This window comes from Asaia sp. VD9 (assembly GCF_037150015.1).
Lineage (GTDB): Bacteria > Pseudomonadota > Alphaproteobacteria > Acetobacterales > Acetobacteraceae > Asaia.
This window is the reverse complement of record NZ_JBBCQM010000001.1, coordinates 17,621-38,212: the sequence shown is the minus strand read 5'-3', so window position 1 is coordinate 38,212 and position 20,592 is coordinate 17,621. Positions and strand designations below refer to the sequence as shown.

Annotated in this window: 17 protein-coding genes; 5 read left to right on the top strand and 12 right to left on the bottom strand. The window is 61.1% G+C overall.

Features of this window, described 5'->3' with window-relative positions:
- Positions 1–81: 81 nt before the first annotated feature.
- The 5 genes from WFJ47_RS00175 to WFJ47_RS00155 form a co-directional block, all read right to left on the bottom strand.
- On the bottom strand, positions 82–1,002 hold the full coding sequence (locus WFJ47_RS00175; RefSeq protein ID WP_336760018.1) for a hemolysin family protein: 921 nt from the start codon (positions 1,000–1,002) through the stop codon (positions 82–84).
- Positions 999–1,439 (bottom strand): rRNA maturation RNase YbeY, encoded by a 441-nt coding sequence (gene ybeY, locus WFJ47_RS00170; protein ID WP_336760017.1) that lies wholly within the window; start codon positions 1,437–1,439, stop codon positions 999–1,001. Before ybeY ends, WFJ47_RS00175 begins: the two co-directional genes overlap by 4 nt.
- 70 nt (positions 1,440–1,509) lie before the next feature.
- The gene (locus tag WFJ47_RS00165) at positions 1,510–2,574 is read right to left on the bottom strand and encodes a PhoH family protein (protein ID WP_336760626.1); all 1,065 of its coding nucleotides are present in this window, start codon (positions 2,572–2,574) and stop codon (positions 1,510–1,512) included.
- A 113-nt stretch (positions 2,575–2,687) separates the two neighbouring features.
- A complete protein-coding gene (gene miaB / locus WFJ47_RS00160; RefSeq protein WP_127103550.1) occupies positions 2,688–4,055 on the bottom strand; it encodes a tRNA (N6-isopentenyl adenosine(37)-C2)-methylthiotransferase MiaB in 1,368 nt (455 codons plus the stop codon).
- Positions 4,056–4,314: 259 nt separating this feature from the next.
- A complete protein-coding gene (locus WFJ47_RS00155) occupies positions 4,315–5,259 on the bottom strand; it encodes a 1-acyl-sn-glycerol-3-phosphate acyltransferase (RefSeq protein WP_127103543.1) in 945 nt (314 codons plus the stop codon).
- Between the two features lie 249 nt (positions 5,260–5,508).
- Between WFJ47_RS00155 and WFJ47_RS00150 the strand changes: the two genes are divergently transcribed.
- Together WFJ47_RS00150 and WFJ47_RS00145 are read left to right on the top strand one after the other, a co-directional pair.
- Positions 5,509–7,671, top strand: a complete 2,163-nt coding sequence (locus WFJ47_RS00150; protein ID WP_233582223.1) for an autotransporter assembly complex family protein — start codon at positions 5,509–5,511, stop codon at positions 7,669–7,671.
- Positions 7,671–11,876, top strand: coding sequence for a translocation/assembly module TamB domain-containing protein (locus WFJ47_RS00145; RefSeq protein WP_336760012.1), 4,206 nt, complete (start codon positions 7,671–7,673; stop codon positions 11,874–11,876). The genes WFJ47_RS00150 and WFJ47_RS00145 overlap by 1 nt, the downstream gene beginning before the upstream one ends.
- A gap of 207 nt (positions 11,877–12,083) precedes the next feature.
- On the opposite strand, the gene WFJ47_RS00140 is transcribed toward WFJ47_RS00145, so the two are convergent.
- From WFJ47_RS00140 to WFJ47_RS00115, 6 genes are all read right to left on the bottom strand, one after another.
- Positions 12,084–12,722, bottom strand: a complete 639-nt coding sequence (locus WFJ47_RS00140; RefSeq protein WP_336760010.1) for a nucleoside/nucleotide kinase family protein — start codon at positions 12,720–12,722, stop codon at positions 12,084–12,086.
- Positions 12,719–14,230, bottom strand: coding sequence for a tetratricopeptide repeat protein (locus WFJ47_RS00135; protein WP_336760008.1), 1,512 nt, complete (start codon positions 14,228–14,230; stop codon positions 12,719–12,721). Before WFJ47_RS00135 ends, WFJ47_RS00140 begins: the two co-directional genes overlap by 4 nt.
- Before the next feature lie 3 nt (positions 14,231–14,233).
- Positions 14,234–14,596 (bottom strand): response regulator, encoded by a 363-nt coding sequence (locus WFJ47_RS00130; RefSeq protein ID WP_127103539.1) that lies wholly within the window; start codon positions 14,594–14,596, stop codon positions 14,234–14,236.
- 21 nt (positions 14,597–14,617) lie between these two features.
- Positions 14,618–15,418 carry a glucose 1-dehydrogenase gene (locus WFJ47_RS00125; protein WP_336760006.1) on the bottom strand — a complete coding sequence of 267 codons (801 nt, stop codon included), beginning with the start codon at positions 15,416–15,418 and terminating at the stop codon, positions 14,618–14,620.
- A gap of 202 nt (positions 15,419–15,620) precedes the next feature.
- Positions 15,621–16,211, bottom strand: coding sequence for a CarD family transcriptional regulator (locus WFJ47_RS00120; protein WP_127103533.1), 591 nt, complete (start codon positions 16,209–16,211; stop codon positions 15,621–15,623).
- A 90-nt stretch (positions 16,212–16,301) separates the two neighbouring features.
- On the bottom strand, positions 16,302–17,177 hold the full coding sequence (locus WFJ47_RS00115; protein ID WP_336760003.1) for a bestrophin family ion channel: 876 nt from the start codon (positions 17,175–17,177) through the stop codon (positions 16,302–16,304).
- Positions 17,178–17,310: 133 nt separating this feature from the next.
- Between WFJ47_RS00115 and WFJ47_RS00110 the strand changes: the two genes are divergently transcribed.
- From WFJ47_RS00110 to WFJ47_RS00100, 3 genes are read left to right on the top strand one after another with little or no spacing between them, the layout of a single operon-like run.
- Positions 17,311–18,432, top strand: coding sequence for an S-(hydroxymethyl)glutathione dehydrogenase/class III alcohol dehydrogenase (locus WFJ47_RS00110; RefSeq protein WP_336760001.1), 1,122 nt, complete (start codon positions 17,311–17,313; stop codon positions 18,430–18,432).
- Positions 18,429–19,283, top strand: coding sequence for an S-formylglutathione hydrolase (fghA, locus tag WFJ47_RS00105; RefSeq protein WP_336759999.1), 855 nt, complete (start codon positions 18,429–18,431; stop codon positions 19,281–19,283). The genes WFJ47_RS00110 and fghA overlap by 4 nt, the downstream gene beginning before the upstream one ends.
- A complete protein-coding gene (locus tag WFJ47_RS00100) occupies positions 19,280–20,017 on the top strand; it encodes a ribonuclease T2 family protein (protein WP_336759997.1) in 738 nt (245 codons plus the stop codon). Before fghA ends, WFJ47_RS00100 begins: the two co-directional genes overlap by 4 nt.
- 156 nt (positions 20,018–20,173) lie before the next feature.
- Here the strand turns inward: WFJ47_RS00100 and WFJ47_RS00095 are convergent, their stop codons facing one another.
- Complete coding sequence (locus WFJ47_RS00095; RefSeq protein WP_336759996.1) at positions 20,174–20,590, bottom strand: secondary thiamine-phosphate synthase enzyme YjbQ; 417 nt, start codon at positions 20,588–20,590, stop codon at positions 20,174–20,176.
- Between the last annotated feature and the right edge of the window lie 2 nt (positions 20,591–20,592).

Sequence of the window (20,592 nt, the reverse complement as noted above, 5' to 3'; positions counted from 1 at the left end):
GTTTTGAAGACCGGAAGCCACGCGGCGTCAAGAGGCGGCCTGCCCGACAAGCGCGGACGGCCTCTTGATCGCCAGGAATCGCTAGTGCTTGTCATCCCCGCGATGGGACGTCTCCGCGTCGCTGCGAACCCAGTAGGCTGGTACACGCATTCTGAGGGCGCGTATGTGACGCGCATCGGCATCGGTCACGCGAAAGACGAGGCCGCTCTCATGAGTGAAGACCTCCCCACGGATCGGGACATGCCCCGCGAGGCGGAATACGAGACCGCCGACGGTTTCGATCTCGGCTTCACGCTCGGCTTCGGTCAGTAGTGGCCCCATGAAGCCTTCGAGTTCATCAACGGGCAGACGGGCATCGAGGTCGAAAGAGCCGTCGGCGCGCTCGGAAATCATGGCAGAGACGGGCTCGTCATGCTCGTCCGAGATGTCGCCAACGATTGTCTCCACAAGGTCTTCGATGGTCACCAGACCATCCACCCCGCCATATTCATCGATGACCAGGGCCAGATGGGTGCGCCTCTGACGCATCTGGAGCAGCAGATCGAGCACGGGAATCTGCGGGGCAACCAGTAAGGGCTGACGCAGCAAGGGCTCGATATCGAAGGCCTCCGAGGTGCCGATATAGGCGATGAGGTCCTTGACGTGGATCATGCCGATGACGTTGTCGAGATGCTCGCGGTAGACCGGTACACGCGAGTGATTCTCGCGACGCATAAAGGCCAGAGCCTCGTCGAGCGTGATATCGGCTGACATCGAGACGATATCGGCGCGCGGCACCATCACATCATCCGCTGTCTTTTCGCGCAGATGCAGCACGTTGGTGATCAGCGCGCGTTCCTGCCGGTCGAGTTCGGGGCGCGTACCGGTTTCCGGATGGGGGGCCGCGGCCTCTTCCACTAGGGCCGCAATCGAGAGGCGCAACCCCTGTTCACGCCCCTTGCGGTTGAAGATGCCGAATAGCCCTTTCGAGGGGCGCTGGCGGTGCTCGTCGCTCTCGCTCATGCGCCGCGCCCCCCGCCCAGACGCCAGGGATTGGGAATACCCAGACGCGCAAGGATGCGGGATTCGATCATCTCCATCAGACGGGCTTCGTCCGGGCGATGATGGTCGTGACCCGCCAGATGCAGCAGACCATGAACGACCAGATGCGCGAAATGGTGCGGGAATTTCTTGCCGCTGATCTGCGCCTCACGGCGGACCGTTTCATAGGCGAGCGCGATATCGCCGTCGCCGAATGTCCCGTTCTCTTCGAAAGTGAGGACGTTGGTCGGCTTGTTCTTGTCACGGAATGTCGCGTTGAGCGCCTTGATGGCGTGATCCCCCGCGAGAAGAAAGGCGGGGATGCGATCGCGATCCAGCCATGGCCAGCTTGCCTCAATGCATCGCGCAACGAGCGCTTCCAGATTGGGCACGCTGGCGCGCCAGCGGCGATCGGCCACGATCAGATCCAGACGTGAGCGAAGCGCCGCCCTCGTTATAGAGGACGGTTCTTCGGCGGATTGGGTCAAACTACTTCGAGGTTCCATTGTATTCCCGGCGCGACCTGCCTCGGGAGTAATCCCGTGCCGCAGCCACTCGTTGATCATAAGCGTCCACGATACGCGCCACGAGCGGGTGGCGGACGACATCGGCGGACTCAAAACGCGTAATACCAATTCCCGGCAGGCCTTCAAGGGTCTCTACCGCCTCACGCAGTCCGGATGCGACGCCCGAGGGCAGATCGATCTGGCTGAGATCGCCGGTGATGACCATGCGTGCCCCCTGTCCCATACGGGTCAGGAACATTTTCATCTGGGCCGGGGTGGTGTTCTGGGCTTCGTCGAGGATGACGAAGGCGTGGGCGAGGGTGCGCCCGCGCATGAAGGCAAGCGGCGCCACTTCGATCTCGCCATTGGCCATGCGTCGCGCGACCTGATCACCCGGCAGCATGTCATTGAGCGCATCGTAGAGAGGGCGCAGATAGGGGTCGATCTTCTCACGCAGATCGCCCGGCAGAAAGCCAAGGCGTTCACCTGCCTCAACAGCGGGACGCGAAAGAATGATCCGGTCCACCTGACCCGCCTGGAGCATGGCGACACCCTGCGCCACGGCAAGATAGGTTTTGCCAGTGCCAGCAGGTCCGATGCCGAAAGTCAGCTCGGTCTTGGCCAGCATCTGCATATAGGCTGCCTGACCGCGCGAGCGTGGCGCAATGGCGCCCCGCTTGGTCTTGATGGCGGGCAGATCGAGGAAAGGCGTCGTCCCCTCGGTATCATTGCGGGGGGTCTCGATGGCACGTGTCTGAGTTTCACGCTGTGTGCTGCGCGTTTCCGTGCCACGACCGGGGCGGGGCAGGGCCGAGAGGCGGATCACGCTGTCCACGACGGGGCCGTCGATCTTGCCGCCATGTTCGAGCTGATTGTACAGCGCGGTGATAGCGGCCTGAGCGCGCGCGACCGACGCGGCTTCACCCGTGATGGCAATCTTGTTGCCACGGCAGGTCAGGCGGACATCGAAACCCTGTTCGAGCCGAAGAAGATGGCGGTCATGATCACCCAGCAATTGCTGCAGGAGAATGTTATCTCCAAATCTCAGCGCCGAGGTGCGTTGGCCTTGTGCGTCAGGAGGGGTTTCAGGCGGGAGGTGCCGCCTGGAGTTACGGTCATTTGTCCCGTATTCGGGATGCGACTGGGGTGCCGTGGGGTGGCTCAAGCGCAGACTCTCTCCCGTAAGAGTGTACCGGCCAGCGAGTTGGTCAGTCGCTGGGTTATCACAACCGGCACTGTCTGGCCGATGAGCTCATCCGAGCCTTCGACATGAACCGGTTGCAGATAGGGTGAACGCCCGGTGATCTGGCCCGGTTTGCGCCCGCGTCCCGTGAAAAGCACGGGGAGGGTACGACCGACCATATCGGCGTTGAACGCGTCCTGCTGTTCGCGCAGCAGTGCTTGCAGGCGCTGCAGACGGACGTCCTTGACGGCTTCGTCCACCTGGAAAGGCTGACCCGCAGCGGGTGTGCCGGGACGGGGCGAATACTTGAACGAGAATGCCTGCGCGAAGCCGATATCGCGCACGAGCTGCATCGTCGCCTCGAAATCTTCTTCCGTCTCGCCGGGATGACCGACGATGAAATCCGAGGACAGCGCCAGATCGGGGCAGGCCTCACGCAGCCTTGCGATCAGGGCACGGTATTCATCGCCGGTATGGCCGCGGTTCATGGCCTTGAGGATTCGGTCGGAGCCCGACTGGACCGGCAGATGCAGGAAAGGCATCAAAGCCGGGTTATCGCGATGGGCGTCAATCAACGCTTGATCCATGTCCCGGGGATGCGAGGTCATGTATCGGATGCGTTCCAGCCCGGGCAGAGCCGCGAGCGCGGCGGCAAGTCGGGGCAGATCGGCTGTACCGCCATCGCCGTCATCGCCATGATAGGCATTCACGTTCTGGCCCAGAAGCGTAATTTCCCTCACGCCGCTCTCGACCATGCGGCGCGCCTCGCTCAGCACAGAGGGGAGGGAGCGACTGGTTTCGGCGCCACGCGTATAAGGCACGACACAGAACGAGCAGAACTTGTCGCAGCCTTCCTGAATGGTGAGAAACGCTGTGAGATTACCTTCTACCTGAGGCGCCGAGGCCTCTGGCAGGAAATCGAACTTCATCTCGACAGGGAAGTCCGTGTCGATCACAGCCCCGCCGGCGCGGGCAGCGCGGGCCACCATCTCGGGCAGGCGGTGATACGTTTGCGGGCCGAGAACGATATCCACATAGGGCGCTCGGGCGAGGATCTCCTCGCCTTCCGCCTGGGCCACGCAGCCTGCAACAGCGATGATCGAGCGATTGAGCCCGGCGGATTCGCGCTCTTCGCTGATCTTGCGCAGGCGCCCGAGCTCTGAAAAGACCTTTTCGGCTGCGCGCTCCCGGATATGGCATGTATTGAGAATGACCATTTCCGCCTGCTCAGGCGAAGTCACCGGCTTGTAGCCCAACGGCGCGAGAACGTCGGTCATACGCGCGCTGTCATAGACGTTCATCTGACAGCCCCAGGTGATGACATGCAGGCCGCGCGTATTGGCCATGTCTTTCTGGGAGGGGGCTTTGCTGCCTGTGATCGTCTCGACCGTCACGTGTCCTTACCTTTTGCCCGAGGGCGCTTGTCGGGGCTGCGAGAGGGGAAACCGCCTACTGCGAGGCAGGATGATTTCTGACGCGGCAGCCCGTTTTGAAAATGCTCTAGTGTCATTGTAGCCGAACGGCCCGGTAAATGCATGGCTAATATTCGACCCGTGCCGTGTCGACTTGAGGCAGAATGCCGTTGCGGCAAGGGCCCGCCGCCTATCAGTGATGCGCCGCCTCAGGATGGTCGGGGTTGTGATGCAACTGTGCAACGCCCTCCGCCACGATCTGCTGAACGGCCAGAGACAGCTCCTTGCGGCTCGGGAAATCAGCTGGATCGACCGGAGGATGGAGAATGGCTGTCGCGCCGAGCGAGCGCCATTGTGTGACCGACCAGATATGCGGAGCCAGATCCATGTCCCCATACCATGCGAGTGCTGTGCGACGTGCGCGACCGATGGGCAGGCCATCGAGCCGGTCATAGACGATCGACACGGGCTGAATCAGCACGGAAGGCGGGGCGGGCAGGGAGGTATCGACGCGGCTCGGCTTGGCAATAGCGAAGAAGGACGACATGAAGGGCAGCACATGGGTGCCATCCGTCGAGGTCCCTTCGGGGAAGAGGATGAGATTGTCGCCATTATTGAGGCGATCGGTCATGGCCTGCAGTTCCCGCCCCGTATTGTTGCGCTGTCGGCTGACGAAGATGGTCCGACCCAGACGTGCCAGCGTGCCGATGACGGGCCAGTCGGCGATCTGCTGCTTGGCGACGAAAACGGTAGGAAGCACCCCACCGGCAACGGCGATGTCCAGCCAGGAGGAATGATTGGCAACGAAAATGATCGGCCGTTCGCCGTTCCGAACGGCAGCGCTGTCACGGATCGTCCCCGCTGCCTCACCAACCACGCGTACCTGTAATCCGAGAATGCGGCAGATCGTTGCCCAGTAGAAACGGGCAAAACGGATTTTTGCAGCACCAGGGCGGCGCAGCAGAAGGCGCTGGGGTATGCTGGCGGCCAGCGTCCACAGGCAGGACAGGCTCATGCGCCGTATTGCACGCAGCCGACAAACAAGGCGGTGCCCCGGGGCTTGAACAAGCGGGGCGGTCCAGGATTCGGGGCCGGAAGCGTCACTGGCGGGACGGCGGCGCGTGATCGCGTCAGTCATTGCCCGATACCTAACGCGAAATCCACATGCTGGACAACCGCGTTACCGCGACGATTTCATGAAGATTGTTCCGAATCTGCCTTGTCGCAACATTCAGGTCACACCGCAGCTTTTCATGCCTGGCCGCCCGTGACATGATCCGGACACTCTTTTCATGCATCACGTGTCGGGATCGAAAAAACAGCGGGAGCCCCATTGCTGTCATTCAATCAAGCTTTTTCGCGGTCGTTTTTCCGATACGGCCGGTATTTGCAGAGTTCATTACCCCGCCATGCGCAGTACTTCCTCTCTGTTCTGACGCTTGGCGGCTCCTTTTCCTGTGCGGTCGCGGCCCAGGCCGCGCCATCTACGGGCGAGCCGGCTGCCGGGGTCGCATCCCCTGCTCAGGCCCCAGAAGGGGTAAGTCCGGCCGCATCGACTGCAGATGTCGCTCCCGGCAAGGGCGTTCAGAAAAAAGGCGGTAAAGGCAGGAAGTCGGATCACGATGATGGTTATGTCGTTGTCATCACACCGTCTTCCGATCCTGAACTTGACCCCATGGTGCAGGCTTCTTCCAGTCTGGTGACCCTGCAGAAGACCCATGCCGTTGATCCCTATGCGCTCGCAGGGCGAATAAGGGGGGACTATGAACGCGTGCAATCCGCGCTCGAAAGCCGGGGATTTTACGCGGGCAAGGTCGTGATTACGGTCCAGTTGCCCGGTGGTAAGACCATAGACGGTCAGAATCCTGCGTTGCCGGATCGTCTCGCTACCGTCCCGCATGGCGAAAAGCTGCGTATCACCATCAAGCCTGTCACCGGACCGCAATTCCATCTCGGGACCGTTACGCTTGTCAGAGGGCCGCTTCAGAATGAGGCCGCGCCGTCGGTTGCCTCCGGGACCAAGCCACCGTCAGGGGAAAAGCCGGGCGCAGCTGCGTCTTCCCCCGGTACGGTTGATAGCCCTGTGTCCCTCACCGCTGCGGAACTCAAGGCTTTTGGTCTTGCGAGTGGTCAGAAGGCGATCGCCGCCGATGTTCTCGCCGCTCAGTCCCGTTTGCAGAATTTCCTGCAGGAAGAGGGGCATGCCGAGGCCAATATAGGCACGCCCATCGCCTATCTGCAGCCCGCTACAAAGACACTCAATGTGGAAGTTGCGGTCGGTGTAGGGCCTGTGGTGGATATCGGCCCGATCAGCTTTGAGGGGCTCGGCCGGACACGCGAGAATTTCCTGCGGCGACGGCTGCTGATCCATGAGGGGCAGCTTTATCAACCGAGCAAGATCGAGGCTGCCCGTCAGGATCTTGCGGGTGTCGGTATCTTTTCTTCGGTAGGGGTTCATGATGCCCCGCCGCTGGTCGTACTGGCGCGCGGACGCGCAGGGACGGGCACCAGTCAGGCCATGCCCCTGCGTTTCACGGTTCAGGAGGGCAAGCGCCATACGGTTTCGGCGCAAATTGGCTATTCGACCGATCTTGGAGGCCGCGTGGGAGCGACCTGGACCCATCGTAATCTGCTGGGAGGGGCGGAGCAGCTCAAGTTGACAGCCCTTGTGACCGGTCTGGGCGGCTCCGCTCAACAGGGACTGGGTTATGACGTCTATGCCGACTTCCTCAAGCCTGACTTCATGCGGCGGAACCAGAATCTGAGCCTTCGTGTCGAGGGCATCAGGCAGCTTCTGTATTCCTATCATCAGACGGCAATCCTGATTCGTGGGGGGCTTATCCGCAAGCTGAACAAGTACTGGAGTGTTTCAGGTAGCCTTCTGGCAGAGCAGGAGAACATCAAGCAATTCGGTGTTTCGACGGATTATCTGATCATCCAGGCTCCGCTCGGCGCGACCTATGACAGTACCGAACTGTCCAATCCCATCGATCCGGCGACACATGGCATGCGGGCGAATGTAAACATCACCCCGTCTGAGTCTCTCGAGAACGGGAGCGCCTTCTTCACGATCATGAGTGCGGGCGCCTCGACCTATGTTGATCTGCATCGTATCGGGATCAGCGATCCGGGACGCTCCATCATCGCGATACGCGGTATCGTTGGATCCGTGCAGGGCGCCTCTACCTATCAGATTCCTCCCGATCAGCGTCTGTACGCGGGCGGCCCCGCCACGGTACGCGGCTTTCGCTATCAGGGCGTCGGTCCGCAGAACGGCAAATACGGTATCGGCGGCACGTCGCTCGATGCTGGGTCGGTCGAGTATCGCCAGCGCATTCTCAAGAGTTTCGGCGCGGCGGCTTTTGTCGATGCCGGTCAGGTCGGGATGGGTAGCCGTCCGTTCCAAGGTAAGCTGCGCGTCGGTTACGGCGCGGGCGTCCGCTACTATACGCCTATCGGTCCGGTACGGCTGGACGTGGCGCTGCCCGCAAACCGGCCACCCCATGGCGATAAATGGGAGCTCTATATCGGCCTCGGAGAAACATTCTGATGACGAAGCGCCCGCAAGAGACGCAAGCCAGCTCTGCTTCTCCCGCCCCTGCGAAGTCCTCCCGGCTGCGGCGCCTCCTGAAATGGGCGTTTGGTCTGCTAGTGGTCTTTCCCGTGACGCTGATTGTCCTTGCGGTAGCTTGTGTGCTGGTTTTTGCCAATATTCCGTATGGGCAACGCACCATTGAAAGGCAGACTGCCTCCGTGACCGGGGGCATGGTGAAGATCGACGGGCTCGGAGGGACGTTTCCCTATCGTCTTCATCTGGCCCATCTGAGTGTTCAGGATCATCTTGGCCCTTATCTCACGATTGACGGGCTCGATCTGCACTGGTCCCCGCTGGCACTGCTGCATAAAACGGTCCGCGCCTCCCTGCTTTCGGCGCAGCAGCTTCGCTTTATGCGTCTTCCTGAAGCCGATCCAGCCGCCCCGCAGCAGCCCCCGACGCCTTCGACACCGTCCACGCTCCACCTGCGTATCGCGCTTGGACAACTCGTTATCGACCGTGGAGAGATCGGCAAGTCCCTGATCGGGATGCCCATGTCCCTGGCGGTGAGAGGGCATATGACCCTGTCCGATCTCGCTCCGGTTATCGATGGTCTGCAGCCTGGGCATCTGCCTGTCACGGATCTGGGTCTCGATGTGACCCGGCTCGACCGGCAGGGCCATGTGGCGCTGACGCTTGCGACGCCCCCGGGTATCGCCAATCTGCATATTGGCGTTGAGGAGCAGGATGGGGGTCTGATAACGCAAATGGCCGGGCTCAAGATGCTCGACCCTCTGACGCTCACGCTCGATACGACCGGTCCCGTCGTGGCCAGCAAGCTTGCCATGCGCTTCAAGGCAGGGGTGGTGAAGGCTGACGTCCATGGGACCATCAATCTCCCGGTGCATCGGGGGACGCTCGGGATCTCGGCGTCGACCCCGGCTATGAGCCCGATGGCGGGGGTGGCCTGGCAAAATTTTGCCCTTTCCGCATCGCTCAGAGGCGATCTTCTGGCGCCCTCGGGGGAAGGTGCGCTCGATCTCGATTCCCTCTCAGCCGCCGGGGCGGGCCTTACCCATCTGGCGCTTCGCTTTACCGGTGATGAGGGGAAGGGACCACGAGCCGATCGTCTCGCACTGACCCTCAAGGCCGATGGCGTGCGGGTGCCGGGTGTGCCCAGCGCGCTTCTTGCCCAGGCCCCCATCGAGGCCTCATTATCAGCGCTCCCCAACGCGGAGGGACTACCGCTCACCCTTGCGCTGCGTCACCCGCTCTTTCAGCTCGATGCCTCGGCGAAGCTCAAGCCGAGTATCGCCGGGGTAGTCGATCTTGTGCTGCCAGATCTGAAGCCCCTAGCCGGGATCGGTCATGTGGAACTCGAAGGACACAACGTCGCTCATGCCGATTTTCTCTGGCAGGCGCACGGCGATTCCCGGCTGAAGCTCTCGGATACGCTTTCGCTCACTTCTGGTCTGCGTCAGGCCGTGGCGTTGGTTGGCAAGGACGCAAAGCTCACCCTCGATCTGCTGGCGTCTCCAGAGGATAAATCGGGCCGGACGATCCGCGTCAATGACCTGACTTTCGACGGACAGGCCCTGCATCTGCACGATCAAGGTGTTGCTGTGCTCGGGGCGCAGAGCAGGCTCGATCATGACATGCTGCTCGTTCTGCCCGATTTGCAGCGCGTTGCCCCGCAGATACGCGGCAATCTTGCTCTGAGCGCCCATGCCGAAGGCCCGATGCAGGATCTCGCTGCAAGGGTACACATGAAGGGTGCGGTCGGGGCGCATGACGTCAGTGAGGGACCTCTCGCGGTCGATCTGGCTGTGCTGCATCTTCCTCGTGCGCCGGAGGGCACGCTGCGCGCCGAGGGCAAGCTCGACGGGCGTCCGCTTTCGCTCGATTCGGCCTTTGCGCGCCATGAGGATGGCAGCGCGGAGCTGCTGCTCAATGCCCTCGACTGGGCCAGCCTAACCGGCAAGGGCCATCTAACACTCCCCTCTGGCGCGGCACTTCCCCTTGGCACTCTGGCAGTAACGGCTGGAAACCTGAACGATTTCAGCGCTCTCGTTGGTCAGAGGCTCGGCGGCCATCTTGCCCTCGATTTGCGGACCTCTGACCCTCAGCCAGACCAGCCTCCGATCGTGACGCTCTCGCTCAAGGGGGGCGCGCAGGCGCCACAGGCCCGTATCGGGGCGCTGGATCTGAGCGGAACCATACGGGATCCGATCAATCACCCCGATATGTCGGTTGGTCTGAACATCCAGGGTATCGATGCGCAAGGGATCACGGGGGCGGCAAAGCTGCGCGCGCAGGGCCCGCTCGAGGCGCTCGCCCTTTCCCTTAATGGTGCCTTCCAGAATGTCCTGTCGGCACCGGCTTCGATCGATACGGCGCTTCTGCTCGATCTCACCCACAAGGCCGTCAGACTGGATCGTCTCTCGGCATCGGTCAAAGGGGAAAGCTTGCGCTTGCAGGGGCAAAGCCGGGTCAGCTTTGGCGAGACCCTTTCGGTCGATCGGTTGCAACTTGCCATTGCACCGCCTGGCGTTGCACCCGCGACGCTGGATATCGCCGGAAGCCTCAAGCCGGACCTCAAACTGCGTCTGCGTGTCGCTCAGGTCACCCCAGCTCTCGCGAAGCCATTTATTTCAGGATTTGATGCGCAGGGTGTTCTGTCGCTTCAGGCTGATCTTGGCGGTCGTCTCGATAATCCCTCAGGGACGGCCTCGGTCGCATTGCGCGGGTTTCGTATGCGCTCAGGGGGAGGAGAATCCCTGCCCCCCCTTGATCTGCAGGCCAATACCACTCTGGCAGGGCAGACTGCCCAGCTCACGGCTCAGGCGAACGCCGGACCTCATCTCGCACTTCATGCTTCGGGCGTGGCACCGCTCTCAGCCTCTGGTACGCTCGGTCTCAAGCTGACCGGCGGAGTCGATCTGTCCATGCTGAATGCGATCATCGGCGCGCAGGGCATGGCTCTCTCGGGTAAATCGGCCATTGATCTCGCCGTCAGCGGGCCTGCTACGGCCCCCATGGCGAATGGTCGGATCACCCTGGAGAATATCAGCTTTGCCCATTACGGGCAGGGGGTCAGGCTAAGCGGGATCAACGGTGCGATCCTGGCCGCCAATGACACACTTACGCTCCAGAATATCCAGGCCCATGCGGGCAGAGGGTCCATCGCGCTCGCGGGCTCCATTGGCGCATTGCGCCCAGGTTTGCCGGTGGATCTGACAATCACAGCGCGCAAGGCGCAGCCTGTCACCAGCGATCTTCTGACTGCGGTGATCGACTCCGATCTCCATATTCATGGTCAGCTTTCCACACGGCTGGATGTCGGGGGCGAGGTGCGTCTGCCCTCGGTGATCGTCAACATCCCTAATTCAATGCCTGCATCCGTTCCTCAGCTTACGGTCATCCGTCCGGGGCAGAAGAAAGAGGTTTCAGGCTCTGCTTTACTGATAGGGCTGGATATCTCCGTGATTTCCCCAGGCGAGTTCTTCGTGCGAGGACACGGGCTCGACGCCGAGATGTCGGGGAAGCTCCATGTCGGCGGACTGAGCACGGCGCCCGATATCTCGGGCGGGTTCGATCTGCGGCGTGGCTTCTTCAACCTCGCTGGGGTGAACCTCAACTTTACCAAGGGACGTGTCGCTTTCGATGGATCCGGAGTCGATCACAAGCTCGATCCTTCACTCGATTTCAGGGCGGACCGCAATGTACAGGGGACGCTCGCCAGCCTCGTCGTCGGGGGATATGCCAGCGCCCCCAAGATCGACTTCACCTCCCAGCCATCGCTCCCCCGCGATCAGGTGCTGTCGATGCTGCTCTTTGGCAGTTCGACGGCCTCGCTCTCCCCCACCCAGCTTGCCAGCCTCGCTGCTGCGGTTGCTCAGCTCAGCGGTGCCTCAAGTTTTGACCCGCTCAACACGGTGAGGGGGTTTCTGGGGCTGGATCGTCTCGCTGTCGGGGGCGGCAGCGGCGTCAATAACGGCGGAGCCAGTCTCGAGGCGGGGAAATACGTCATGAAAGGCGTCTATGTAGGGGCCAAGCAGGCGACCAGCGGTTCAGGAACGCAGGCTCAGGTTCAGGTCGATCTCACCAAACGCCTCAAGCTGAACACCACGGTCGGCACAGGCGGTCAGGTTACCGGCTTCACCACCCCGGAGAATGATCCGGGATCGAGCATCGGGCTAAGCTACGGCTTCGACTACTGAGGATCACGTGTCTCCTTCGGGACGCAAGGGATCGCGACCGATCGAAAGGGGACTTCGCGCGGGCTCGCTGGTTTGTCCGGGAGGGATCCTGCCCAGGGTATCTTGCGCGGGGTACCTTGCCCGGGGAGTCCTGTCATCAGTAGGTGGCGAAGGACTTAGACCGAAGGGACGCAATCCGGGCGCTTCGGGATGGGCCTGTTCCCCGGTCTATCCCGCTGTCGGGATCGGTTCGGGGATATAAGACCAGTCTGCCTTGTCGCGTGTCTGCAGGATGATCTGGGCATTGGGCGCATCGGTAACGGCGATCCAGTGCCGCGCCTCCTCTATCGTGCGACCGAAATGCACATGCCGTGCCTCAAGCCAGGCATTGCGCTGCACCTCGTCAGTGGCGACGAACCAACTCTCATCGAGATAGTGCCGTACCGGCGCCCAGGGGCCGTCGCAAAGCAGGTAGTTTCCCTCGACTATGATCAGCTTGCGCTCGGGCAATACCGGGATAGCACCCGCGATGGGCTCTTCGATCTCACGCGCGAAAAGCGGGGCGTAGACGATTTCCTGCGCCTGGTTGCGGATGCGCTGGAGCAGGGAGACGAAGCCCGGCGCGTCGAACGTATCTGGAGCGCCTTTTCTGCCAGCACGATCGAGACGCTTCAGCTCGCAATTGGCGAGATGAAAGCCATCCATCGGCACCACGAGTGCCTGCTCGGGATAGTCCGTGGCAAGGCGCGCGGCGAGGGTTGATTTACCCCCGCCGGGCGCGCCGACGAGACCAAGAATGACGCGTCCGGGTCGTTGCAGCAGGCTGTCGATCCGGGCTCTTGCTGCGGCATAGGGCGAAGGGGTCATGAGCGTTTCCGTTTGGCTTCGTCGATAAGGCGGTCGCGCACGGAGGAGACGACGTCACTCCAGTCCCAGGCGCGCTGTTGCCGGTAGATGGTGAGGCTCGGGTACCATGGGCTGTCCTGCCGGTCCGTCAACCAACGCCAGCAGGGATTGACCCGGTCCATCAGGAGGACCGTTTTACCCATTGCCCCAGCGAGATGGACCATCGAGGTATCGACGGACACCACGACGTCGAGATTGTCGATCAGGGCCGCACTGTCATCCATGGTCTCGACATGTGGCATAAGGTCGGTGATGCCTGTGTCCAGCCCGTCACTGGGGCCGCCCCTGAGCCGACCTTCATCGAGTTGCCGCGCAGCATCGCCTTTCTGAAGGCTATAGAATGAGACATCGGCCAGGCCGAAAAGCGGACGAAGCGTCTCGAGCGCCATCGAGCGACGCTGATCGAGCATGAACGCCTCCGTCTGGTCGCGACGCGGCGCGCCTGACCAGACCAGACCGACGTGCAGGGATGGCTCCTTTCTCATGAGAGCCGAGAAGCGGGCTGACTTGTCCTTGTCGGCGGAAATGTAGGGGACAACCGCTCCGAACGGCGTTTCGCTGGCCGAAAAAACGCGGGGTAGGCTGATGAAAGGGCAGTGATAGTCATAGGGCGGCGTCTCACCGCCGAACTGCACCGCTTCCACACCCTCAACCCTGGCGCAAAGATCAGCCATGATGTCCGCCCCCCAGACGCGTATGCGCGCACCATGGCGTGCAAGCAGGGGGAGGTAGCGCAGATACATGAACGTATCGCCATACCCCTCCTCCTGCGTGACGAGCACATGCTTGCCATTCAGATCGAGGCCGGGGGTCAGGGTGGGGAGGAGGCGTGACAGAGGCAGACTGGTATGGCCTGGAAGCTGGAAACGCCACTCATGTTCCGCCCAGCCCTGTTGATAAAAACCTGCCTTGAGCAAGGCGATCGAATAATTGAGCCGCATCTGCGGATGATCGGGCCTCTGCATGATGGCGCGTCGATAGAGATTGAGCGCTGGAACCATGTCGCCCATCGCTGCGGTAAGATAGGCAATATTGGAAACCGAACTCGGATCGCCAGGATCGAGATCGTGCATTTTCTGCAAGACCTCTCGCGCCTCCGGAAAGCGGCCCGCCTGGGTGTAGGCGCTCGCCAGAACACCCATGGCGGGGAGATGGGCCGGACGACGTGAGAAGGCCTGTGTCAGCGCGTCGATCGCCTCGTCAAGACGGCCGATCTGGAGAAGCAGGCTTCCGCGTAGCTCAAGTAGACGGCAATCATAGGGGGCATGATCGGCGAGCGCCTCGACGAGGGCGAGGAGGTCCGCTCGTCGATCAGCCGCCTCAGCGTGAGGCATGAGCTGTCCCAACGGATGAAGACCGCCGGAAGAGGCCCTATCCAGAAACCGTGCTGCCTCCAGGCAGCGCATCGTGTCGCCTGAGCGGAACGCGGCGTGAAGTTCTTCGTAAGACGCTTGCTGGAGACTGGGCATGACTTAACTCGCCGGGGCGAGTTCCTGAACGACGCCCAATATGGCATCGAGCTGGTAGGGCTTGGTCATCACCCTGTCGAGCGCCGAGGTCTTGTCGACGGCCATGCCATGACCGGTGGTGTAGATAATCGGCAGCTCGGGACGCAATCTGCGACTCTCCTGCCCGAGCTCCGCGCCACTGCCATCGGGGAGCGATATGTCCATGATGAGCACGTCGAGCGGGCGGTCACTAAGGATGAGCGACCGCGCCGTGGCACAGTTATCGGCTTCCAGTACCGTGACGTCGCTCTCTTCCAGGAACTCGATCAGACAGGTCCGGATGAGAAAATCATCTTCGACGACGAGAACGGTAGGCGGGGTCGACATGGGGCGTAAATCTCGAATGATTCAGGACGACCAGTTCTGCTCGAAATCGGCATACAGGGTCAGGCCGCCATCGACGAACAGAGTCTGTCCGGTGATATAGCTCGATTCCTTCGAAGCGAGAAATGCTATCGCATCAGAGATCTCCCGACACTCACCCGGACGCTTCATCGGGATATGCTTCGCTGTCGCTTCGTATTTTTCGGGATCCTTGACCCAGGCATCGTTGATGGGGGTCACGATGGCACCGGGAGCGACCGCATTCACACGGATATCGAACCGGGCATATTCGAGCGCCAGGGTGCGGACAATATTCCCCACCGCGCCCTTGCTGGCGGAATAGCCGAGATAATGCGGCTTGGGGATCTGTTGATGCACTGAGCTATTGACGATGATGTTTCCCGGCAAATCCTTGTCGCGCCAGTATTTGAGCGCGGCGCGAGCGCACAGAACGACGCCCGTCACGTTGACGGCCATCACCATGTTGAAGTCTTTGAGGGAAATTTCGTCTGAAGGGCACTCGATTTGCATGCCCGCATTGCAGATCAACACGTCGAGGCCATCAAAGCCGTCGAGCGTCTCCTTCATCACGCGATCGACGTCTTCCTCAACCGACATGTCGCCGGCCACGATCAGATGCTCGCCGCTGACGGGTTTGGGGAGCTTGTCGAGAAGCGGCTGCAGCTTTTCTGCCTTGCGCCCGTTGATCGCGACCTGTGCGCCTTCGCTGGCGAAATGCATGGCGACATCCTCGCCGATACCCTGCGAAGCGCCTGTCACCAGGACCTTCTTATGGGCGAAACGCTTACTCGTCTGTTCCGTCACGCGGCGTGTTCCTTCTGCTGAGATACTGTCAGCCCCTTGGGGAAGACAGCCCGGATCGCAAACGAAACGCTGACGGCGGAGAAAGGATGCGTCGAAAGGGAAGAGGTTGGACGAGGGATCAGCATCCCTGGCCGGAGGTTGCTCCTGCGGCGGGCATCCTCCGGGTATTTCCCGGCGCCCGCAGGACGCCGGAGAAAGCCGGTCACGCCGCCTTCATGGTATCCGTCAGGGCCTGAAGCACGGCAGTCGGATCCTTGTTTTCCAGAACAGCGACTTCGCTCACAAAGCGCTCTTGGGCCGCTTCGAAGAGTTTGCGCTCGCTGAAGCTGCCATCGAGGCTGTCCACATTGCGGCGCAGGTCGCGAAGCACCTCAGCGATCTGAATCAAGTCGCCCGAGTTGATCTTTTCCTGATAGGCTACAGCGCGACGGGCCCACATACCCTTGCTGACGTGCGGCTTGCCCTTGATGATCGACATCGCCTTTTCGACGATATCGCGTGTCACGATCTTGCGCAGACCAGACTTGCGTGCCTTCGAAAGCGGGATACGCAGGGTCATCTGGTTGCCAGGGAAGGAGATCTGGATGATTTCCAGCTTCGTCCCGGCGATTTCATCGATACCGATGCGATCGACGCGGCCTACACCATGTGCGGCATAGACAATGGAATCCCCTTCCTGGAAGGGATCATCGTCTCCGGCATGAGTGTCGGCTTGAGTTGCGGTCAGCGCGGCGGCGCTACGCGCCATCGCGTCTGTCATGCCTCCCTTGGGAGGGGTTTTGAACGTGCTCATGCGACGAGCTTATATCAGAAATTCCACAGTATGTCTCGTGTCGCGATGAGACCCGGCGCAATACCGATGCCGGGTCGCATAACGGGCAGCTCAGGGTTGAACACCCCGGCTCGCTGCGATCGGCTTACCCACTTCGTCGCCAATGGGCTGCAGCAGATCGATCTCGATATTGCGCGACATGGTGAGCATGGGCAGAGCGTGCTTGCTCGGGACGAACGGTTCCTGCAGGTCACGTCCGCTCTTGTCCAGCGCCTGGAACAGGAAGCCCACGAGACTGGACCCAAGAGGGGTGATCCAGCCAAGCGACTGTACTGCTGAAAGTGGCAGGACAATGCAGAACACATGCACGACCAGAAGCGGCAGAACCGAATACTGGATGGGCAGGGGCGTGTTCTTGATGCGCTCCAGGCCACCCTGGGCATTGGCAAGATCGGACAGGATACGATCGACCGTGCCGTGCACCGCGCCGTCGATATTTTTAAGAGCGACTTCTTCCGCGACGCCGAGACCGATTTCGTAAAGCAGGGCGTTGGGCTTGTTGGCGCGGCTCATGACACGCGCATACATCTCGGGTGTGAGCAGACGCTTGGCTTCAGGCCCCTGTTCGAGATTCGAAAGGGCTGTACGCAGCAGATAGGGATAGGCCGCCATGGCGCGCGCCAGGTCCGGACGGCCGCCCAGCAGGGTCGCGGCCTCTCGGGCGAAGGATCGGCAGTTATTGGTGATCAGGCCCCAGAGCGAACGCCCTTCCCACCAGCGTGCATAGGCGGCATTGTTTCTGACTCCCAGAAACAGGGCGAGTGCCGAGCCCATCAGGGAGATGGGCAGGGCGGGCTGCTCCATCCATTCCTGATGATAGACCTGATAAAGGATAACGACGACGAAATCCCAAAGAGCAAGTATCCCGAGAGGGACGGCCGTTTCACGAAGCAGGATCCAAAGGCCGTAGTTCTTGTCAACGATCAAGGTATCTTGGTCCCTAGATTATTCATTGCGAGAGTCCGGGCATCATAGCCAAGAGTTTCGCGATAAAACTCGTTAAAACGCAGATGGTTATGTGACGTATCGTGAATAACCCAAATTCTGGAGAAGACTGATTATGGATGTCATCGCTGCCCTGGCGCTCGAAGCCGGTCGTCCGCTGGAAATCGATACGGTGCAACTGGAGGGTCCGCGCGCAGGCGAGGTCCTGGTCGAGATCAAGGCGACGGGCCTGTGTCATACCGACAAGTTCACGCTCTCCGGTGATGATCCCGAGGGGCTTTTCCCCGCAATTCTCGGCCATGAAGGGGCAGGTATCGTGCGCGAGGTCGGGGCGGGGGTAACTTCCCTCAAGCCGGGCGATCACGTGATCCCGCTCTACACGCCCGAATGTCGCTCCTGCCCGTCTTGTCTGTCGCGCAAGACCAATCTCTGCACCTCCATCCGCGGGACTCAGGGCAAGGGCCTGATGCCCGATGGCACGACACGGTTCTCCTATCGGGGCAGGCCGGTGCACCACTACATGGGCTGCTCGACCTTTGCGAATTTCACGGTTCTTCCCGAGATCGCTCTGGCTAAGGTCCGTGAAGACGCCCCTCTGGACAAGATCTGTTATATCGGCTGCGGGGTGACCACCGGGATCGGTGCCGTGCTGTTCACGGCAAAGGTCGAGGCGGACTCAACCGTGGTCGTGTTCGGCCTGGGCGGGATCGGGCTGAACGTGATCCAGGGCGCCAAGATGGTTGGTGCGCGTCAGATCGTGGGTGTGGACCTGAACCCGGAGCGCGGAAAGATCGCTCGTGAATTCGGCATGACCCATTTCGTCAATCCTGCCGATCTGGGACCAAATGGCGACCTGGTGGGGCATCTGGTCGAACTGACCGGAGGCGGCGCGGATTACACGTTCGAATGCGTTGGGAACGTCAAGCTGATGCGTCAGGCGCTGGAATGCGCGCATCGTGGCTGGGGCGTATCCTGCGTGATCGGTGTTGCCGGATCGGGGCAGGAGATTTCGACACGTCCGTTCCAGCTGGTGACCGGCCGACGCTGGATCGGTTCCGCCTTTGGCGGCGCACGCGGGCGCACTGACGTGCCTAAGATCGTGGATATGTATATGGAGGGGCGGATCAACATCGATTCCCTGATCACACAGCATCTCAAGCTGTCGGAGATCAATCATGGCTTCGATCTCATGAGCCAGGGCAAGTCGATCCGCTCGGTTGTGGAATTCGATGCATGATGCTGACGACAATCTCGAGCCAGGCATGTCATGGCGGGGTAGTCAGCGTTTTCTCCCATCCTTCAAGCACGCTGGGGCTGGAGGCACGTTTTTCCGTGTTCCAGCCCGCGGCTGCCCTGAGGGGGAAGAGCACGCCGGTTCTGTTCCTGCTCGCGGGGCTGACCTGCACGCATGAAACATTCCTCCAGAAATCGACGATCATCGCTCACGCGGCCGCTGAGAACCTGATGCTTGTCGCCCCCGATACCTCGCCGAGAGGCGCGGGCGTACCGGGCGAGGATGAGAGCTACGATCTGGGGAGTGCGGCCGGTTTCTATCTGGACGCCACAAACTCCCACTGGTCGGATCATTACCGTATGGGCAGCTATATCGCTTCCGAACTGCCTGACCTGATCCGCACAGCCCTTGGACAGACACAATCCCGCTTTGGAATCATGGGGCATTCGATGGGTGGCCATGGGGCACTGGTCCACGGATTGCGCGCACCTGATCTGTGGCACTCGGTCAGTGCGCTTGCACCGATTGTCCATCCTTCCGTTGTGCCCTGGGGGAAAAAGGCATTCGCTGCGTATCTGGGGGAAGATGCCGGACGCTGGGCCGAGTGGGATGCAGTCTCGCTTCTCGACTCCGGAAAGAGACACCCCCGGGAGATCCTGATCGATCAGGGGATGGCTGACCAGTTTCTGGCGGAGCAACTCCGCCCGGATCTGCTCGAGACCATGGCCGCACGCAAGGGCCAGCCCCTGAAATTGCGCTACCATGAGGGTTACGACCATTCTTACTGGTTCATCCAGACGGTGATTGCGGACCATGTGTCCCATCACGCCCGACTTCTCGGAGCCACCTCATGACGCGCTGGATTTTCGTTCTCGCCCTGCTCCTTGTCGCGGGGTGTACCGCTCGTAACCCCCATCCTGCAGCCTTGACGCCCACGGCCCATGGGGATTTCGCGCATAATACCCTCGCGCTGACCTGGCAGCCCGGTTTCTGCTCGACGGGGAGTGGCTGTACGGTGGATCAGCCTCGCAAGGCTCTCGTAGGGCTGCACGGACTCTGGGCCTCTGAACCGCATACCCTCGAGGCACAGGGCGTCCCTGTGGAGCGTTGGTGGCGCGAGGGATGTAGTCTGCTGGGACCGGATTCAGGGCCGCCCGCACTGGATAATGCCCTGAGCCAGACGCTCGCCGAGATTGTACCGCATACGGCGTCGTCGCTCATCGTGCATGAGTGGGTCAAACATGGCGCCTGCTTCGGCTACGACCCTCGGATCTTCTTCGCCAAGGCGAGTGCTCTTCAGGCCCGATTTGTCCGCTCACCCATGATGGCGTTTCTCGGGCAGCGCGCCGGTATGGTTGTCACGCATGAGGAAGTTCTTGCCTTCTTCCGCCAATCCACCGGTTCCGATCTGCCCCGTGCACTGCAACTGCGTTGCGAGACGGATCATGACAAACGCGTCGTGCTGACCCAGCTCTGGTTCACTCTGAATCCGGACAAGATGGGCGACTTCCCGTCATCACCATCCTATCTTTCTTCCCCGCACATGCAGGATAACTGTCCGGCCCAGTTCTGGCTCAGGCGCTGGTGAAAGGGGTGTGCTGTTTCGGGGCACGCATGGACACAGTCCATGCTCTGCCCTGCAACAGGGGCACCGCTTCACGACGAGGGTGACTGGCGGCTGTCTGCCAGACGTTCAGTGAATCCATGGAGGCGGAGTTATTCCTATGGCGCCCGTCAGCGAGGTTCAGGTGCCCATCAGATGCAGCACGAGTTCCCGGCTGTGGGAGGCGCGTCTGTGCTCGAAGAGATAGATGCCCTGCCAGGTGCCGAGAACCGGCCTGCCGGACATCACGGGAATGGTCAGCTGCACATTGGTGAGCACGGTGCGGATATGGGCAGGCATGTCATCCGAGCCCTCATAATCATGCTGATAGATGCGTGATTCAGGGACGAGATCCTCGAAATAGCTGTTGATGTCCTGCTGTACCGTGGGGTCAGCATTTTCCTGCACGATAAGCGAGACCGAGGTATGACGGCACCAGAGCGTCAACAGACCTTCCTCGATCCCGCTACTGGCAACCCAATCCAGGATAGGCGCCGTGATCATCGTCAGGCCCTTGCCACGCGTACGGACTGAAAGACGGTGAAAGACCTGTCGCATGA

Bases quoted from the DNA above. Each gene is read 5' to 3' on its own strand.
- WFJ47_RS00145 (WP_336760012.1), top strand. From the start codon at position 7,671: ATGACGAAGCGCCCGCAAGAGACGCAAGCCAGCTCTGCTTCTCCCGCC.
- WFJ47_RS00135 (WP_336760008.1), bottom strand. From the start codon at position 14,230: ATGCCCAGTCTCCAGCAAGCGTCTTACGAAGAACTTCACGCCGCGTTC.
- WFJ47_RS00110 (WP_336760001.1), top strand. From the start codon at position 17,311: ATGGATGTCATCGCTGCCCTGGCGCTCGAAGCCGGTCGTCCGCTGGAA.
- WFJ47_RS00175 (WP_336760018.1), bottom strand. From the start codon at position 1,002: ATGAGCGAGAGCGACGAGCACCGCCAGCGCCCCTCGAAAGGGCTATTC.
- fghA (WP_336759999.1), top strand. From the start codon at position 18,429: ATGATGCTGACGACAATCTCGAGCCAGGCATGTCATGGCGGGGTAGTC.
- miaB (WP_127103550.1), bottom strand. From the start codon at position 4,055: ATGGCCAATACGCGCGGCCTGCATGTCATCACCTGGGGCTGTCAGATG.
- WFJ47_RS00140 (WP_336760010.1), bottom strand. From the start codon at position 12,722: ATGACCCCTTCGCCCTATGCCGCAGCAAGAGCCCGGATCGACAGCCTG.
- WFJ47_RS00130 (WP_127103539.1), bottom strand. From the start codon at position 14,596: ATGTCGACCCCGCCTACCGTTCTCGTCGTCGAAGATGATTTTCTCATC.
- WFJ47_RS00120 (WP_127103533.1), bottom strand. From the start codon at position 16,211: ATGAGCACGTTCAAAACCCCTCCCAAGGGAGGCATGACAGACGCGATG.
- WFJ47_RS00095 (WP_336759996.1), bottom strand. From the start codon at position 20,590: ATGCGACAGGTCTTTCACCGTCTTTCAGTCCGTACGCGTGGCAAGGGC.
- WFJ47_RS00155 (WP_127103543.1), bottom strand. From the start codon at position 5,259: ATGACTGACGCGATCACGCGCCGCCGTCCCGCCAGTGACGCTTCCGGC.
- WFJ47_RS00100 (WP_336759997.1), top strand. From the start codon at position 19,280: ATGACGCGCTGGATTTTCGTTCTCGCCCTGCTCCTTGTCGCGGGGTGT.